The 17626-nt window shown below is 72.4% G+C and carries 13 protein-coding genes; 9 read left to right on the forward strand and 4 right to left on the reverse strand.

The annotated features are described in order from the left end of the window. Nucleotides 1-31: 31 nt before the first annotated feature. On the reverse strand, nt 32-1345 hold the full coding sequence (locus AB5J73_RS24580; protein ID WP_370972636.1) for a DUF349 domain-containing protein: 1314 nt from the start codon (nt 1343-1345) through the stop codon (nt 32-34). A gap of 219 nt (nt 1346-1564) precedes the next feature. On the opposite strand from AB5J73_RS24580, the gene miaA reads away from it, so the two are divergent. The 5 genes from miaA (at nt 1565) to AB5J73_RS24605 (ending at nt 9035) form a co-directional block, all read left to right on the forward strand. Beyond that, on the forward strand, nt 1565-2476 hold the full coding sequence (gene miaA, locus AB5J73_RS24585) for a tRNA (adenosine(37)-N6)-dimethylallyltransferase MiaA (protein ID WP_370972637.1): 912 nt from the start codon (nt 1565-1567) through the stop codon (nt 2474-2476). Between the two features lie 10 nt (nt 2477-2486). Continuing rightward, on the forward strand, nt 2487-3314 hold the full coding sequence (gene dapF, locus AB5J73_RS24590) for a diaminopimelate epimerase (protein ID WP_370972638.1): 828 nt from the start codon (nt 2487-2489) through the stop codon (nt 3312-3314). A gap of 80 nt (nt 3315-3394) precedes the next feature. Beyond that, nucleotides 3395-7090, forward strand: a complete 3696-nt coding sequence (locus AB5J73_RS24595) for a CHAT domain-containing protein (RefSeq protein ID WP_370972639.1) — start codon at nt 3395-3397, stop codon at nt 7088-7090. A 62-nt stretch (nt 7091-7152) separates the two neighbouring features. After that, the gene (locus AB5J73_RS24600; protein ID WP_370972640.1) at nt 7153-7476 is read left to right on the forward strand and encodes a CATRA system-associated protein; all 324 of its coding nucleotides are present in this window, start codon (nt 7153-7155) and stop codon (nt 7474-7476) included. Further along, complete coding sequence (locus AB5J73_RS24605; protein ID WP_370972641.1) at nt 7473-9035, forward strand: CATRA conflict system CASPASE/TPR repeat-associated protein; 1563 nt, start codon at nt 7473-7475, stop codon at nt 9033-9035. Before AB5J73_RS24600 ends, AB5J73_RS24605 begins: the two co-directional genes overlap by 4 nt. Nucleotides 9036-9040: 5 nt before the next feature. Here AB5J73_RS24605 and valS read toward each other — a convergent pair whose 3' ends face one another. After that, a complete protein-coding gene (gene valS, locus AB5J73_RS24610; RefSeq protein WP_370972643.1) occupies nt 9041-11554 on the reverse strand; it encodes a valine--tRNA ligase in 2514 nt (837 codons plus the stop codon). Nucleotides 11555-11563: 9 nt separating this feature from the next. Next, complete coding sequence (locus AB5J73_RS24615; protein ID WP_370972645.1) at nt 11564-12817, reverse strand: MFS transporter; 1254 nt, start codon at nt 12815-12817, stop codon at nt 11564-11566. 62 nt (nt 12818-12879) lie between these two features. Between AB5J73_RS24615 and AB5J73_RS24620 the strand changes: the two genes are divergently transcribed. Genes AB5J73_RS24620 through AB5J73_RS24630 form a run of 3 tightly spaced genes read left to right on the forward strand, consistent with a single transcriptional unit; the run spans nt 12880 to nt 15941 of the window. After that, nucleotides 12880-13383 carry an ArsR/SmtB family transcription factor gene (locus AB5J73_RS24620; RefSeq protein WP_370972647.1) on the forward strand — a complete coding sequence of 168 codons (504 nt, stop codon included), beginning with the start codon at nt 12880-12882 and terminating at the stop codon, nt 13381-13383. A 42-nt stretch (nt 13384-13425) separates the two neighbouring features. Continuing rightward, complete coding sequence (hflX, locus tag AB5J73_RS24625; protein ID WP_370972649.1) at nt 13426-14874, forward strand: GTPase HflX; 1449 nt, start codon at nt 13426-13428, stop codon at nt 14872-14874. A gap of 53 nt (nt 14875-14927) precedes the next feature. Further along, nucleotides 14928-15941 (forward strand): hypothetical protein, encoded by a 1014-nt coding sequence (locus tag AB5J73_RS24630; protein WP_370972651.1) that lies wholly within the window; start codon nt 14928-14930, stop codon nt 15939-15941. A 76-nt stretch (nt 15942-16017) separates the two neighbouring features. On the opposite strand, the gene lexA is transcribed toward AB5J73_RS24630, so the two are convergent. After that, complete coding sequence (gene lexA, locus AB5J73_RS24635) at nt 16018-16677, reverse strand: transcriptional repressor LexA (protein WP_370972652.1); 660 nt, start codon at nt 16675-16677, stop codon at nt 16018-16020. 361 nt (nt 16678-17038) lie between these two features. Between lexA and AB5J73_RS24640 the strand changes: the two genes are divergently transcribed. After that, nucleotides 17039-17497, forward strand: a complete 459-nt coding sequence (locus AB5J73_RS24640; protein WP_370972654.1) for a LysM peptidoglycan-binding domain-containing protein — start codon at nt 17039-17041, stop codon at nt 17495-17497. Nucleotides 17498-17626 lie beyond the last annotated feature (129 nt).

The following is a 17626-nucleotide window of genomic DNA, read 5'->3' on the forward strand; positions in this document are numbered from 1 at the left end:
AGCCGGCCCGAGCCTCAGCGGCCCCCGAGCCTCAGCGGTCCGCGACCGCCGCCTCCGCGGCCTGCAGCCACTCGCGCCACTGCGCGGCCTGCTCGTCGGCCTTCTTCGCGCGCCGCTCGTCGCCCGCCGCACGTGCCTTCGCGGCCTGCGACTCGAACTGCTCGACGCGCTCCCGGAACTGCGCCGCGCGCGCCTGGGCCTCCGGGTCCGTGCGGCGCCAGCGGGTGTCCTCCGCCGACTTCACCGCGTCCTGGACCGCCTTCAGCCGGCCGTCGAGCTCGCGGATCCGCTCGCGGGGGACCTTGCCGATCTCGTCCCACTGCTCCTGGATCTTGCGCAGCGCGCCCTTCGCCGCCTCCAGGTTGGCCGCCGCGTCGATCTTCTCGGCCTCGATCAGGAGCTCTTCCTTGCGGGCCGCGTTCTGCGTGAACTCGGCGTCGCGCTCGGAGAACACCGCGGAGCGGCGGGCGAAGAACTTGTCCTGCGCCGCGCGGAAACGCTGCCACAGCGCCTCGTCGCTGTCCTTCGGGGCCCGGCCGGCCGCTTTCCACTCGGTCATCAGGTCCTTGTAGCGGCCGGCGGTCTCGCCCCAGTCCTCGGACTCGCTGATGGCCTCGGCCTCGGCGATGAGCTCTTCCTTGCGCTGCTTGGCCGACGCGCGCTGCTTGTCGAGCTCGGCGAAGTGCGAGCCGCGGCGGCGGTTGAACGCCTCGCGGGCCTTCGAGAATCGCTTCCACAGCTCGTCGTCGGTCTTGCGGTCGACGCCCTTGACCGTCTTCCACTCGTCCAGGATCGAGCGCAGCCGGTCGCCCGCCGCCTTCCACTGGGTGGAGTCGGCGGCGATCTTCTCCGCTTCCTCGGCCAGCTCCTGCTTGCGCGCGACCGCGGCGGCACGAGCCTCCTCGCGCTCCGCCTTCGCGCTGGCCAGCGCCTTCTCGGCGTGCGCGATGACGTACTCCAGCCGCGCGGCGAGCGCGGCCAGGTCGCCGACCACGGCGGACTCGGCCAGCCCGTCCCGGATCTGGGTGGCGCTCGACAGCGCGTGCTTCGGGTCGCCGGCCCCGGAGATCAGGCGGGTCTCCAGCAGCTCGACCTCGGTGCGCACGTCGTCGAAGCGGCGGGCGTAGTGCACCAGGCCCTCGTCGGGGGTGCCGGCCTGCCAGACGCCGACCGCGCGTTCACCCTCGGCGGTGATGACGTAGACGGTCCCCTCGTCGTCGATCCGGCCCCAGGTGGCGGGCGTGGGCTCGGCGGGCGGCACGGGCGGGGCGGCGTGCCCGGCGTGCAGCGCGTGCGGCACCGGGTGCGGGGCCGGGGTACCGGTGGAAGTGTTCTCCTGGGCCATCGCAGGCTCCTTATCGCCTGTACGCCCGCTCGCGCGGGCGCCCCGCCGCGTAAGCGGGGCCGGGTAATGCGGTCGTCACGGGCCGTGCTCGGATGCTACGGCCCCCACGCGGCATTCAAGCAGCTCAGCGCGCACCGTGGTACTGGATGAGCCACTCGAAGCTCGTGATCCTACTTCCGGTGGACGCTCCGTGTCGGCCCGCCGGTATCGTCAGCCGCCGTGAACAGCCAGATCGTCCCGGTCGCGGTGGTCGGGCCGACGGCCACCGGCAAGACCGCGCTCGCCGTGGAGCTGGCCCTGGAACTCGGCGGCGAAGTCGTCAACGCCGACGCGCTGCAGCTCTACCGCGGCATGGACATCGGCACCGCGAAAGCCACCGAAGCCGAGCGCCGCGGCGTCCCGCACCACCTGCTCGACGTGCTGGACGTGACCGAGACGGCGTCGGTCGCCGCCTACCAGCGCCACGCGCGCGCCGAGATCGAGCGGCTGCTGGCCGCCGGCCGGGTGCCGGTGCTGACCGGCGGGTCCGGCCTGTACGTCCAGGCCGTGCTCGACGACCTGCGGTTCCCGGGCACCGACCCGGCCGTCCGGGCCCGGCTGGACGCGGAGGCGGAGCAGCTAGGCACCCCCGCGCTGTACACCCGGTTGGGTGAACGTGATCCGGCCGCGGCGGCGGCGATCCTGCCGACGAACACCCGGCGGATCGTGCGCGCCCTCGAAGTCATCGAGATCACCGGCGAGCCGTTCTCGGCGAACCTGCCGAAGCCCGGGCCCGCCCGCTACGGCACGGTCGTGATCGGCGTCGACCGGGAGCCCGCGGAGCTGGACGAGCGCGTCGACGAGCGCGTCCGGCGCATGTTCGCCGCCGGGCTGGTCGACGAAGTGCGTGAACTCGGGAAGCGGGGCCTGCGCGAGGGCAAGACGGCGGCGCGGGCGCTCGGCTACCAGCAGGTGCTCGCCGAACTGGACGGCGACGGCGACTTCGAAGCGGCCGCCGCGGCGACCGCGCAGGCGACGCGGCGCTTCGTCCGGAAGCAACGTTCCTGGTTCCGGCGCGACCAGCGGATCCACTGGTTCGGCGGCGCCGATCCGGGGCTGGCCGCGCGCGTCCTGGATACCCTGGGCCGGTAATCTTGCCCCTATGGGCGGAATCGAGTTCCTCAAGGGGCACGGCACGCAGAACGACTTCGTGCTGCTCCCCGATCCGGCGGGCCGCCTCGAGCTGACCGAGGCGAGGGTCGCCGCGCTGTGCGACCGCCGCCGCGGCCTCGGGGCCGACGGCGTGCTGCGCGTCGTCCGCGCCGCCGCGCTCGACGAGCCCTCCGCGGGCGAGTGGTTCATGGACTACCGCAACGCCGACGGGTCGATCGCGGAGATGTGCGGCAACGGCACGCGCGTCTTCGCCCGCTACCTTGTCGAAGCGGGCCTGGCGACCGAGGGCGAGTTCGTCATCGGCACCCGTGCCGGCGACCGCCCGCTGGTGGTGCACCCGGACCGTTCGGTGACCGTCCAGATGGGCCCGGCGACGATCACCGGCACGTCGGTCACGGTGGTGGCCGGCCGCCCGTTCTCGGGCGTCGCGGTGAACGTCGGCAACCCGCACCTGGTGTCGGTGCTCGACGACGACGTCGCCGAGCTCGACCTGCGCGACCAGCCCGACTTCGACCACGACTTCTTCCCGCACGGCGTGAACCTCGAGTTCGTCAACCGCCTCGGCGACGGCGCGCTGCGGATGCGCGTGCACGAACGCGGCGTGGGCGAGACGCGGGCGTGCGGCACCGGCACGGTCGCCGCGGTGGCGGCCGCGTTCCACCTGGCCGGCACGGACACCGGCTCGTCCACTGTGGACATCCCCGGCGGCCGCGTCGAGGTCACGGTGTCGCGGGGCGCGTCGACGCTGTCGGGCCCGGCGGAGATCGTGGCCCGCGGCGAGATCGACGAAGCCTGGTGGGCCGCCGCCGGTTCCTGACGGGCACCGGTCGTAACGAACCCGGCGACGCGGACGACGTTGAGCCGGGAAAAACGGCGGCTTCCGGAAGAGGTGGCGAGATGCCGGACCACGATCCTCGCCCCAGCCGATCCGCCCGGCGGGCGCGGGCGCGCGGGCAGCTGGCCGACGGACTCGCGTGGACCTCGGCCGGGCTCCTGCGCCGAGGGCTTTCCGGCGGCCCCCTCGCCCTGCGGGTGGCGCCGTGGCTCTGCGGGCTGGCCGCCCGCGTGACTCCCGAGTCACACCCGGAGCGGGCCTGGCGGTGCTCCGCGGTCGGTCTGCTGCTGGAAAAGCGGTTCGACCGGTCTGGCGCTCCGGAGGTGCTGGACCGGGCCCTCGACTGGCAGCGGAGCGCGCTGCGGGGCGCTCCGCCCGGTCATCCGGATCGGGGGCTCTGCCTGAACAACTCCGTGACGACGATGCTGAACCGGCCGGACCTCGTCGACGAAGCGCTGGGCAACGCGCGCGAAGCCGTCGAGCTGGCGACGGCCGGGACCACTGCTTTCCACGGCCGGTTGTCCACCTTGGCCCTCGCGTTGCTGAGGCGGCACGAGCTGGTCGGCGACCCGGACGCCTTGGCCGAGGCCGCGGCCTTCCTGCGCCCGGTCGTGCGGGACGCCGGCGGCCGCGGCGACTTCGGTCCGGTGCAGACGTTCCTGTCGGTGCTCGAAGAATGCCACGAGATCTCCGGGGATCCGGGCCTGCTGGAGGAAGGCGTCGCCCTCGCCCGGGACGCGCTGGCCCACGAGGAGCTCCGGGGCGCCGAGCGCGCCATGGTGCTCGACTCCTTCGCGGGGCTGCTCCGCTGGATCTACGAATACGGCGAGGACCTCGGGGTCCTCGACGAAGCTGTCGGTCTTCAACGCGATGCGCTCGCCTTGCTGCCGCCGGGCAACGTGAACGACTCGCGCATGCGGGCCCACCTGGGGATTCTCCTGCGGATCCGGCACGACCACACTCGCTCACCGGCGGACATCGAGGAAGCCGTCGTCCTCGCCGAGGAGGCGGTGGCGGCGTCCGGCGACGAGCCGGTCGAGCGCGCCCGGAGGATCTCCCAGCTGGTCAACGCGCTGCAGTCGCACTTCGTGAGCACGGCGGATGAGCGGCTCCTCGCGCGGGCGACCAGGTGGGGACGGCAGGCCGTGGACCTCCTGCCACCGGATCACCCCGAGCACGCCGACCACCTCTCGAACCTGGTGAACGTCCTCGCCGGTGGCAGCTCGCACGAGCAGGTGACCGAGGCGATCGAGCTCGCCCGTGAGGCGCTTCGCCGAACACCCGGCGACCACGCGAACGCGCGGTCGCGCAAGGTCACCCTCGCCTCCCTCCTGTGGCTCGCTTGCTGTTCGGACGGGCGGGAGTCTGCTCTGCGGGAGGCACAGGATCTCGCCGGGCAGGTACTGTCCACAGAGGACGGTGATGACCACCATTCGGTGCGGCGGGCGGCCCGCCGGGTGCTCGCCGATGCCCAGCTGTTGAGCTACCGGTTGAACGGTGACCCGGCCATGCTCCTCGGCGCCGTGGCGGCCTTCCGCGCGGCCGCCGCCGAAGTCTCGGCCGATCACCGCCGCCACGCCACGGTCCAAGCGGACGTCGCCGACGCGCTGTGGGACGAGTACCAGCACTCCGGCGAGTCCGCTGTTCTCGACGAAGCCGTCGCGGTCTGCCGCGCCGCTCTCGACCGGCTGGCGCCCGGGGACAGCGCCCGGAGCCAGCTGCTCAGCGTGCTGGGGAATTCACTGTGGGCCCGCGCGGAGCAGCCCGGCTCGCACGGTGTGCTCGACGAGGCGATCGCCTGCCTCGAGGAGGTCGCGGAGCTGTTCCCGCCGGGAGCCGGGAACCGGTGGATCGCGCTCAACAACCTCACTTCCATCCTCCGGTACCGCCAGGACGTCGACCACGGCCGCGACACGGCGTCTCCGCCGGACGTCGAACGGCTGGCCCGCGCGGCCGTGCGGGAGTGCCCACGGGAGCACCCGGACCGCGGCATGGTGCTGTCCACCCTCTCGCTCGTCCTCGCGGTGACGGCTGAGGAAGAGGCCGTCGTGGCCGCTCGTGAGGCGGTGCGGACAACGCCGGCCGGGTTTCCGGTCCGGGGTCGCTACCTCGTCAACCTCGCCGAGTTGCTGAAGGCGCGCTGGGAGCGCCGGAAGACCGACCGGGTGGCCTGGCAGGAGGCGGTGGACGCCTTCCGGGAAGCCGCGGAGTCCCCGGTGTCCGCCGCGCACATCCGGGTCGACGCCGCGGCGTCGTGGGGCGGGCTGGCCGCCGGAGCGGGGGAGTGGAAGGCGGCGCTCGAGGGATACGAGTACGCGATCGAACTGCTCCCGCGGCTGGTGCCGCGCAGCCTGCCCCGCACCGACCAGCAGCGCCACCTCATGCGGTTGAGCACTCTCTCGGCCGACGCCGCGGCGTGCGCGGTTCGGCTCCACGACCCGCTGCGGGCGCTGGTGGTGGCTGAACACAGCAGGACCGTGCTGGCGGCCCAGCTGCTCGAGTCGTGGCCGGAGCGGGAGGCGGTCGCGCGGCTCGCGCCGGAACTGGCGCGGCGGCTCGACCTGCAGGCGACAGAGCTGGGCCGGCACGAGCACGACGACGCGGACCGCGCCGGCCGGAGGCGTGCCGCGGAGGGGTGGGAAAAGCTTGTGGAGCGGGTCCGGGAGTTTCCGGAGCTCGCCGGTTTCCTGCGTCCGCCCGGTGCCCGGGAGTTGCTCGGTGCCGCGTCCGATGGCCCGGTCGTCGTCGTGAACTCCAGCAGGTTCGGGTCGCACGCCCTGGTCGTCGAGCGAGCCGGGGTTCGGGCGCTGCCACTCCCGGATCTCGAGCCCGCCGCGGTCCGGCACCAGGCGGGCCGGTTCTTGGGCGCCGTGGACGACGTGGAAGACATCGAGAACCCGTCCGGACCCCGCGAGGGCAACCAGGTGATGACCGAGATCCTCCGGTGGCTGTGGCGGACGGTCGCCGAACCGGTGCTGGGGTCGCTGGACCGGACGGCGCCGGTCGAGGCAGGCGGGACGTGGTCGCGCCTCTGGTGGTCACCCACCGGGCTGCTCTCGGTGCTGCCCTTGCACGCCGCGGGGACCGAGGGGCCCGGGAACTCGGTGCTCGACCGGGTGGTCTCCTCGTACGCCCTGTCTTTGCGGGTGCTGCTGCAGCGACAGCCGGCCCCGGTCCCGGCGGATCCGCGGCTCCTCGTGGTCGACCCCGATCAAGGCGACGACCTCGGTGGAGCCGCGCTCGAGGGCGGGTTCCTCGAGAAGTGCTTTCCCGGCCGTACCACCCGGTTGACGGGCGCGGAGGCCGACCGGGAGCGGGTGCTGCAGGAGCTGCCCGCGCATTCGTGGGTCCACTTCGCCTGCCACGCCATCAGCGAGCTCGAGGACCCGTCGGCCTCGCACCTGGTCGTCCACGACGCGGCCGAACACCCGCTCCGGGTCCGGGACGTCGACCGAGTCCACCTGCCGGATGCCGAGTTCGCGTACCTCGCCGCGTGTGACACCGTCGGGGTCAGCGCGCTCCCCAACGAGGCCATCCACTTGGCGGCCGCGTTCCACCTCGCCGGCTTCCGGTCCGTGGTCGGCACCCTGTGGTCGGTGTCGGACCGTGTCTCGGTGCGGTGCGCGGAGCAGTTCTACGCCGAGGTGCCCGGCATCCGGAGTCACGCGCTCGCCCTGCACGGGGTGGTGCGAGACCTGCGGAGGCGGTGGTCCCGCCATCCGTCGGTGTGGGCGGCGCTCGTGCACATCGGCCACTGACCCGTGAGGACGCCCGCACGCGCCGGGCCACGACCTGAACGTACGAGGGAGACGAGGAGCCCATGACCGTTGACCGCGAGCTGGCCCGGGAAGCGTCCGAAGCCCTGAACTGGACCGTGCGGCTGCGGTTGTCACCGACGGAGTGGTCCTACGCCGAGCAGATCATGACCGCGCTCGGCGAAGCGATGGCGCACGAAGACGAAGCCGCGCTGCAGGACGCCACTCAGGCGTTGGACCGGCTCGCCCGGCGCGTCTCGGAGAAACTGGGGAAGGAGCCGGACCGGGAGCCCGCCTCGCCGAAGCAGCGCGACCGCGTGGCCGAGCTGGTGCACAAACTCGACACGGATCCGGGAAAAGGCGAGAAGCCGCCGGCGAAGCCGAAGTGAACCTGCACGCACCCGCGCTGCTCTGCTACGTGTTCCTGCCGCTCGACGGCCCGCACAGCGGGGCCGCGCAGGCCCGGGTGGGTTCGTGGTGGCGCCACATCCGCACGGCCTGGCGGTTCGACGCACCGATCGAGCCGCTGGGGGTGCCCGCCGATCCGGCTCCGGGTGCGCTCGTCGGCGGCAGCCGGCTCGTCGCGGCGTGCCAGGGCGAGGGCGGCATCCGGCAGGCGGCCATTCGGGCCGAACACGACGTGCTGTGCCTCACCGTCATGTTGGCGCCACCCCCGGAGACCGAGGTGGAGGCCGGATGGGCGGCAGCCGGACGGCAGCTCGCCGAGCTCGACCTCGCCACGGAGGAACCCGAACTGGTGGGCGTGGCGCGGATTCACCTGGCCTTGACCGACGGGCCGCCGCGGACGGCCGGTCCCCTCGTGCGGGCGGCGGCGCCGGCCCCGGGCGCGGTCGGCTGGTCTCGGCGGTTCGACGGCCTGGAACTCGCTTCCGGTGCCGAGGCGGCGCTCTGGGAGTCGCACGGGGCGCCCGACGACCGCGCCTCCCGCCAGTTGTACCTGGTCGCCCCCACGGCCGCCGAGCGCGAAGTCGACCACCTGGTCTGGACCGTCGGCGACGGCGAGCTCGTGCCCTTCGCGCGGCACGCCATGCACCTGGCGCGGCTCAGGTACCAGCTTCGCGTGTTCGAACGCAGTGAGGGACGCCGGCAGATCCGCACCCGGCTCGACGAAAGCGAGGACCGGGTCCGGGCCGCGGCCACGCCGAGCCCGGAGGCGGTCGCGCACCTGGTCGCTGCGCTGCGCGAGGCCGAGACGATCTCGGCGCGCGTGGAACGGATGCGCCGGACGGTCCGCGCGATCGCGGACCGGGCGGCCCTGCCGGCCGGCATCGTGCCGGCCGGCGGCACCGCCGGGCCGCTCACCGACGACCTGGTCTTGACCTCGTGGTTCGCCACCCGCCTGGACGACGAGGTGGCACGCCTGACCGACGCGTGCGCGCACGCCCGGGACGTTCTCGGCGACGACCGCGGACGGGTTTCCGAGCCCGTGCGGGGAATCCCGCCGTCCGGTGCGCCGGACGGCGGGAAGCCGCTGGTGTTCATCAGCTACATCCACGACTCCCCGCAGCACAAGGCGGCGGTGGCCGAATTCGGCCGCCTGCTACTGGCCGCCGGGGTGGACGCCCGGCTCGACCAATGGGTCACCGGCCGGCGTCAGGACTGGTACCGGTGGATGCTCGGGCTCGTGTCCCACGCCGACTTCGTCATCGTCGTCGCATCACCGCTTTGCCGGCGCGTCGGTGACGGGCAGGTGCCCAACGATCGCAACCTGGGCGGCCAGTCGGAGATGACCGCCCTGCGGGAGCTGCTCCAGCAGGACCGCGAACGGTGGACGCCGAAACTGCTGCCCGCGGTGCTGCCCGGGCACGACTGGCGGGACCTGCCGCTCTTCCTCCAGCCGTCGACCGCGGACCACTACGAGATCGGCGAGCTGACCCCGGCCGGGATCGGCGAGCTGCTGCAGGTCATCACGGCCGGGGCGGCTTGACGGCCTCAGATCTTCGCTTCCACCGCGAACTCGCCTTCGCGCGTCTCCACCGAAGAGATCGCCCCCGCGATGCGGATGTCCGCCTGGATGTCCGCGAACCGGGCCAGTACGTCAGCCGGTCCCGTGACGGTCAGCGTCTCGACGGTGGTCCGCATCGACACCTTCGCGTCGGTCTTCGCCCGCCGCACCGCCGCGATCACCTCGCCGGCCAAGGCGAGCAGCTCCGGGTCGCCGTCGGACGACGTCCTGGTGGGCCATGCGGCCCGGTGCACCGAGCCCTCCTGCCACCACGACCAGACCTCCTCGGTCGCGAACGGCAGGAACGGCGCGAACAGCCGCAGCACCGCCGACAACGCCGTCACCAGCGCCGCCTGGGCGGACGACGCTGCCGCCGGGCCGAGGTCGCCGTACGCGCGGCCCTTCACCAGCTCGACGTAGTCGTCGCAGAACGTCCAGAAGAACGTCTCCGTCACCTGCAGCGCCCGTGCGTAGTCCAGCGCCTCCAAAGCCGCCGTGGCCGAGGAGACGACAGCGTCCAGCGAAGCCAGCAGCGCCCGGTCGAGGGGTTCCGCCACCACCGCGGAAGCGGACGGCACGCCCAGGCCCAGCACGAACCGGCTCGCGTTGAGCAGTTTCGTCGCCAGACGGCGGCCGACCTTCATCTGGCCTTCGTCCACCGCCGTGTCGACGCCCGGGCGCGCGCTCGCCGCCCAGTAGCGGACCGCGTCCGAGCCGAAGCGCTCCAGCAGATCGATCGGGGTCGTCACGTTGCCCTTGGACTTCGACATCTTCTTGCGGTCGGGGTCGAGCACCCAGCCCGCGATCGACGTCTCCCGCCACGGCAGCACGCCGTGCTCCAGCTCCGCGCGCACCGCCGTCGAAAACAGCCAGGTGCGGATGATCTCGTGCGCCTGCGGCCGCAGGTCCATCGGGAACACGCGCGAAAACAGGTCGTCGTCGAGGCTCCACCGGCCGACGATCTGCGGCGTGAGCGACGACGTCGCCCACGTGTCCATCACGTCGGCCTCGGCGACGAACCCGCCCGGCACGCCGCGTTGCTCGGCGGTGAAGCCCGGCGGGACGTCGCTGCTCGGGTCGACCGGCAGGTCGACCGGCAGCAGGCGGGCGTCGTAGTCCGGTTCGCCGTGCGCGTCGAGGCGGTACCACAGCGGGATCGGCACGCCGAAGAACCGCTGGCGGCTGACCAGCCAGTCGCCGGCCAGGTTCTCCACCCACGACGAGTACCGGACGCGCATGTGCTTCGGCACCCAGTTCAGTTCCTCGCCCCGGGCCAGCATCTTCTCCCGGAACGCCGGGTCGTTGCCGCCGTTGCGCAGGTACCACTGCCGGCTCGCGACGATTTCCAGTGGCTTGTCGCCCTTTTCGTAGAACTTCACCGCGTGCGTGATCGGCCGCGGCTCACCCCGCAGCGCACCGGCTTCGCGCAGCAGGCGGACCAGGATCTCGCGTCCCGTGTGGACGGTCTTGCCCACCAGCGGCGCGTAGGCGTCGGCAGGCACGCCGTGGGGCGCGTCCGGGAGGAACCGCCCGTCCCGCCCCAGCACCACCCGCGTCGCCAGCCGCAGCTCGCGCCACCACGTGACGTCGGTCGTGTCGCCGAACGTGCACACCATCGCGATGCCGCGGCCCTTCTCGGGATCCGCGAGGTGGTGCGCCACCACGGGCACCTCGACGCCGAACACCGGCGTCCGCACGGTCTTCCCGAACAGCGGCTGGAACCGCTCGTCGTCCGGGTGCGCGACGAGCGCGACGCACGCGGGCAGCAGCTCCGGCCGGGTCGTCGCGATGACGACGTCGGCGCCGTCCGGACCGGTGAACGCGAGGTCGTGGAACGCGCCCGGGCGTTCGCGGTCCTCCAGCTCGGCCTGGGCCACGGCGGTGCGGAAGCTGACGTCCCAGAGCGTCGGAGCCTCGGCCTGGTACGCCTCGCCGCGCTCGAGGTTGCGCAGGAACGCGCGCTGCGAGATCAGCCGCGACTCGCGCCCGATCGTCTGGTAGGTCATCGTCCAGTCGACCGACAGCCCGAGCCGCCGCCACAGCTCCTCGAAGACCTTCTCGTCGGTTTCGGTCAGCGTTTCGCACAGCTCGACGAAGTTCCGCCGCGACACCGCGACGACGTCCTTGCCCGGCTTCTCCGGCGGCCGGAAATCCGGGTCGTAGGGCAGCGACGGCTCGCAGCGGACGCCGAAGTGGTTCTGCACCCGGCGTTCGGTCGGCAGGCCGTTGTCGTCCCACCCCATCGGGTAGAACACCTCGAGCCCGCGCATCCGCTTGAACCGCGCCAGCACGTCGGTGTGGGTGTAGGAGAAGACGTGCCCGATGTGCAGCGACCCGCTGACCGTCGGCGGGGGAGTGTCGATCGAGTAGACCTCGTCACGGGTCTTCGCGCGGTCGAAGCGGTAGGCGCCGGTGGATTCCCATACGGGTACCCACTTGGCCTCCAGACCGTCGACACCGACCTTGTCCGGGACTCGCGGGCGCTCGTAAGGGTTGCTCATGAAACAACTCTAGGCGGCGGTGGCACCTGCTTTTTCGACGGTCGGCAGGTCGTGCATCTTCCGCAGCGGCGAGCAGACGACCCACAGCGCGGCGGCCACTTCGCCGGCCACGGCGACCCAGACCGCCCCGCGCAACCCGAGGCCTTCGCCGAGCGCGCCGCCCAGCAGGCCGCCGAGCGGCAGCGTGCCCCAGACGAGGAACCGCACGCTCGCGTTCATCCGGCCCAGCAGCCGGTCGGGACAGATCGCCTGCCGGTAGGAGACCTGCGCGACGTTGTAGACGATCACCCCGAACCCGTAGACGAACTCGCCGAGCGCGGCGAACGCGAGCCGCCAGTCCGCGCCGGTCCACGGGATCAGCAGGTGCGCGGGCCAGGACAGCAGCGGGACCAGCCAGATCGTGCGGGCGTGGCCGATCCGCCGGGTGAGCGCGCCGGAGAAGACCGCGCCGAGGATGCCGCCCGCCCCGCCGATGGCGAGCATCACGCCGACGAGCGCGGGGGACAGCCCGATGGTGCGGGTGAAGAACAGCACCTGGACCGCCACGAACGCGCCGCCGAAGAGGTTCGCCGTCGCCGTGCACGCCACGCTCGAGCGCAACGGCTTGTCGGAGAAGACGAACCGCAGCCCTTCCGCGATCTGCGGCACCAGGCGGGTGTGCCCGGTGCGGTCCGGTTCCGGCTCCACCGCGCGGATCCGCAGCAGGCACAGCGCCGACGTCAGGTAGCCGAGGGCGGTGCCGAGCACCGTGTTGGCCGCGCTGATCAGCTGGACCAGCACGCCCGCGCCGCTCGGCCCGGCGACCTGCGCGACCGACTGGACCGCCTGCAGCTTCGCGTTGCCCTCCAGGAGGCGTTCCCGGCCGACGAGCGAGGGCAGGTACGACTGGTAGGCGACGTCGAAGAACACCGTGGCGACGCCGACGAGCAGCACGACGACGACCAGCTGCGCCAGCGTCAGCACACCGGCCCACCAGGCGAGCGGCACGCTCAGCAGCAGTGCGAAGCGGATGAAGTCGGCGGTGAGCATGACCCGGCGGCGGCGCAGCCGGTCCACCCACACCCCGGCGGGTAGCCCGAGCAGCAGGAACGCGACCGTCTGGGCCGCGGTCAGCAGGCCCATCTGGAACGGTGTCGCGGCCAGCGTCACCGCCGCGAGCAGTGGCACCGCGGTGTAGCCGACCGCGGTGCCGAACTGGCTGGCCGTGTCGCCGGCCCAGAGCCGCCGGAAATCGGCGTGGAAGAACAGTGACCCCCTGCGCATGGCGACGAGTGTGCCGCGAGTGATTGGAAAGTGTCAATCACTGTTCGCTCTAGGCTGTGCCGGTGCCACCGGAGAAACGACGTACCGCCACCGAAGCCGAGGCCGCCGCGCTGGCGTCCGGAATACGGCTGCGCATCATCCGGTTGACCTTCTCGGAGGCGCTGACGAACAAGGAGCTGGCCGAACGGCTGGGCCGGGATCCGGCGACGACGCTGCACCACGTGCGCAGGCTCGTCGACACCGGCTTCCTCGCCGCGCAGCCCCCTCGCCGCGGGACCAGGGGCGCCCGGGAAATCCCGTATCTTTCGACGGGCCTTTCGTGGACACTCGACTCATGCGGTGACAAGGACGTGGAGCAGGCGGTTCTCGAGGCCTATCTGGCCGAGATCGCCGACACCGGATTCGAGGGCGTGCACCAGACGCGCCTGGTCGTCCAGGTGGCCCCCGAGGAGCGGGCGGAGCTGGAAACGCGGCTCAACGCCCTGCTCGAGGAGTTCCGCGCGCGCCCCCGCCGTCCCGGCGCCGAGCGCACCGCGGTCTACCTCGCCACCTATCCCAGCACGTAAAAGTTCGGTTCCCGCGGCGAAACGTGGGAACATGGAGGCACGATGACAGAACTGACACACACCGAAGACCACGACGACGACCTGTACGACGGCGACCCGTCGACGGGTGAGATGGAGCTCGAGGACCGGGCGTCGCTCCGCCGGGTCAGGGGACTGTCCACGGAGCTCGAGGACGTCACCGAGGTCGAGTACCGGCAACTGCGGCTGGAACGCGTCGTGCTGGTCGGCGTGTGGACCGAGGGCACGGCCCTGCAGTCCGAGGCGTCGCTGGCCGAGCTGGCGCGCCTGGCCGAGACGGCGGGCTCCGAAGTCCTCGAAGGTCTCATCCAGCGGCGTCCGAAGCCGGACCCGGCCACCTACATCGGCTCGGGCAAGGTCAAGGAGCTGCGGGACATCGTCGGCTCCACCGGCGCCGACACCGTGATCTGCGACGGCGAGCTCTCGCCGGGCCAGCTGCGGCAGCTCGAGGAGAAGGTCAAGGTCAAGGTCATCGACCGGACCGCCCTGATCCTCGACATCTTCGCCCAGCACGCCCGGTCCAAGGAGGGCAAGGCGCAGGTCGAGCTGGCGCAGCTGCAGTACCTGATCCCGCGGTTGCGCGGGTGGGGTGCGTCGCTGTCCCGGCAGGCCGGTGGCCGCGCCGGTGGCGCGAACGGCGGCGTGGGCCTGCGCGGTCCCGGTGAGACCAAGCTCGAGACCGACCGGCGGCGGATCAACAAGCGCGTGGCGAAGCTGCGCCGCGAGATCGCCGCCATGGACACCATCCGCGAGACCAAGCGCGGGCGGCGGCTGGCCAACGAGGTGCCCAGCGTGGCGATCGTCGGCTACACCAACGCCGGCAAGTCGAGCCTGCTCAACGCGCTGACCGGGGCCGGGGTGCTGGTGGAGGACGCGCTGTTCGCCACCCTCGACCCGACCACGCGGCGCGCGCAGACCGCGGACGGGCGCGGCTACACGCTGACCGACACCGTCGGGTTCGTGCGGCACCTGCCGCACCAGCTGGTGGACGCGTTCCGCTCGACGCTGGAGGAGGCCGCGGACGCGGACCTGCTGCTGCACGTGGTGGACGGGGCCGACCCGGCACCGGAGGAGCAGGTCAGCGCCGTGCGCGAGGTGCTCGGCGAGATCACCCGCAAGCGCAAGGAGCCGCTCCCGCCGGAGCTGCTGGTGATCAACAAGATCGACGCGTCCGACGAGGTCAGCCTCGCCCGGCTGCGGCACGCGCTGGCCGGCTCGGTCCAGGTCTCGGCACGGACCGGGGCGGGCATCGCGGAGCTCGTCGAGGTGCTCGCCGACCGCCTGCCGCGGCCGGAGGTCACCGTCGAGGTCCTCGTGCCCTACGCGCGCGGTGAGCTCGTCGCGCGGGCGCACGCGGACGGCGAAGTCCTCGAAGAGGAACACGCCGAAGACGGCACGCGCCTGCTGGTGCGGGTCCGGCCGGACCTCGCGGCGGCTTTGCGCGAGTTCGAGACCAACTCGACCAGGGCCTGACACGTCTCCGTAGTGTGCGATCCGCTGGGGTCGCACACTACGGAGGTGGCTGGGTGCGCTGGGTTGTCGCGTTGGTCTTTTTGGCCGTGTTCGGCGGGGCGGTACCCGCTTCGGCGGCCGAGACGCCGCAGCCGTTGTGCACGATGAAGGATTCGCGCATCGGCGAGCTGTCCGGCCTGGTCTCCGACGGCTCGAAGTTCTACGCCATCAACGACGGCGGCACCAAGGTCCAGGTGTTCGTGCTCGGGCGGGACTGCAAGGTGCAGAAGGTCCTCACGGACAAGACCGACCCGTTCGACGTCGAGGACCTGGCCCGCACGCCCGACGGGCGCTTGTGGCTGGCGGACACCGGTGACAACCAGAAAGGCCGGCTGACGGTCGCCCTGCTGGAGATGAGCACCGAGGGCAAGGTGACGCTGCACCGCCTGACCTACCCCGACGGCCAGCACGACACCGAAGCGCTGCTGATGGACAAGTCGGGGACGCCGTACCTGATCACCAAGGACATCCTGGGCGAGGCCCGCGTATATCGGCCGTCCGGGCCGATGGCGAGCCCGGGGCCGACCAACCTGGAAAAGGTCGGCTCGCTGAAGATCGAGACGACGGACACCCAGGGCGGCCCGGTCGGGTCGATCGGCTCGGTGCTGGTCACCGGCGGCGCTTCGATGGCCGACGGCAGTGTCGTGGCGCTGCGGACCTACACGGACGCATACGTGTACGCGGTGCCGGACGGGGATCTCCTGGCCGCGTTGCAGCGCAACCCGGTCCGGATCCCATTGCCGGGGGAGAAGCAGGGCGAGGCCATCGCGTTCGACCCCGACGGGACGTTGGTTTCCGGCAGCGAAGGAGTGGGTCAGCCCCTCCGCACGGTGCGGGGCGCGGCGGCGCTGGCCGCGCAGTCCGGCGCACCGGCGGAGGGGACGACCTCGACCGGCGCGGGCGCGTCGTCCGGCTCGGCGGGGGACGGGGCCGGGCTCCCCGTCCTGCCCGCTGCCGGGATCACGCTCGCGGTGGTCGGCGTCGGCTGGTTCGGCTTCAGCAAGCTGCGTCGCCGTTCTCGCCGCTGACCTCCGGCTCCCCACGGCCGAAGATCATCCGATCCGGTGAACCTCCCGGGCCGTGCGAAAGCCCGGGAGCACCTTCCTAAAGACGGCGGAGCACCGCCACGACCTTGCCGAGCACCGTCGCGTCGTCACCGGGGATCGGGTCGTACGCCTCGTTGTGCGGCATCAGCCAGATGTGGCCGTTCTTGCGCTTGAACGTCTTGACCGTGGCCTCGCCGTCGATCATCGCCGCGACGATCTCGCCGTTGTCGGCGTCCGGCTGCTGCCGGACCACGACCCAGTCGCCGTCGGTGATGGCCGCGTCGACCATCGAGTCACCGGTGACCTTCAGCAGGAACAGCTCGCCCTCGCCGACGATCTCCCGTGGCAGCGGGAAGACGTCCTCGATGGCCTGCTCGGCCAGCACCGGGCCACCGGCGGCGATCCGGCCGACCAGCGGCACGTACGCCGCCTTCGGCATGACCGGCTGCTGGTCCATCTCGATGCCCATGGGGTTGTCGTCGGTCGCCGAGAGGACACCGACCGCGCGCGGGCGGTTCGCGTCCCGGCGCAGGTAGCCCTTGCGCTGCAGGGCGCGCAGCTGGTGGGAGACCGACGACGTCGACGTCAGCCCGACCGCTTCGCCGATCTCGCGGACGCTCGGCGGGTAGCCGAACCGGCTCACCCACGAGCGGATCACGTCGAGGACCTGCTGCTGGCGGACGGTGAGGGTCTCGTCCACGTCGTACACCTCGGGCATGGCGTGCACCTTGCCCGAGCCACCGGGGGACCCACTGGTCCTGCCCGCCTTGTTCTCCTTCGCCACTGCGTCGCCTCCCAGACGTTCGCTGCACGTATCTGCGCGCCGGCTGCCACCCGCCGGGTGCGGGCAGCCTCGCCGGGCGGCATCTGCCCGGCAGATGCCCTGGTCACCGACGTTAGCCCCCGGGCACGACGATTTCAAACATCTGTTCGATCGACACGCCGTGTCCGCTCGATTTTGTCGGTGGTAGGTGGTAGACCTTCGCACGGGCGTTCGATAGAACGCCTGTTCGACCTTGATCCGCGGGCCGGCTCCGGCCCCGGAAACGGGCGGACACCAGGGTTTCGAGGAGGTTCGGATGTCCATTCTGGCCGAACGCGGGCACGCCCGCCCGGCGACCCCGGTCCCGGCGCCACCCCGGCCCGTCCGCGTCCTGCGCGGCCGCCGCGGCGAGGTGGACCGCCCGCCGACGCGCGCACGGGTCGTGGCGGGCCGCCGCCCGGCCGGCTCACCCTGCGCGGCCCCGCGCCGGGTGCCGGTCCGGTGGCCGTGGCTCGCCGCACTCGCGGTCGCGAGCTGCCTGGTGGTCGCCGGCCTGGGCCTGCTGGGCGGCGGCCCGTCGGGAGCCCCGGTGCCCGAGCGCACGGCGACGGTGTCGGTCGAGCAGGGCGACACGCTGTCCTCCCTGGCCGCGCGCTTCGCCCCGGACAGCGAGCCGGGTGCGGTCGTGGCCCGGATCAAGGAGCTCAACCGCCTGGACCGCGCCGTCCTGGTGCCCGGGCTGCCCTTGACCGTCCCGGTCGCCGATGTCCCGTGATGCGCTCTGCCTTCTCCGGGGGTGCCGAGTCGAGGTGGCCGCGAAACGGCGTTATCGGCTTGCGACGGCGCGGGCCGGGATTTCACCCGGCCCGGTGAATTCGCCGGCAGGGCCGATCCGGTGCCGCCG

The sequence above is a fragment of the Amycolatopsis sp. cg9 genome (genome assembly GCF_041346945.1).
GTDB lineage: Bacteria > Actinomycetota > Actinomycetes > Mycobacteriales > Pseudonocardiaceae > Amycolatopsis.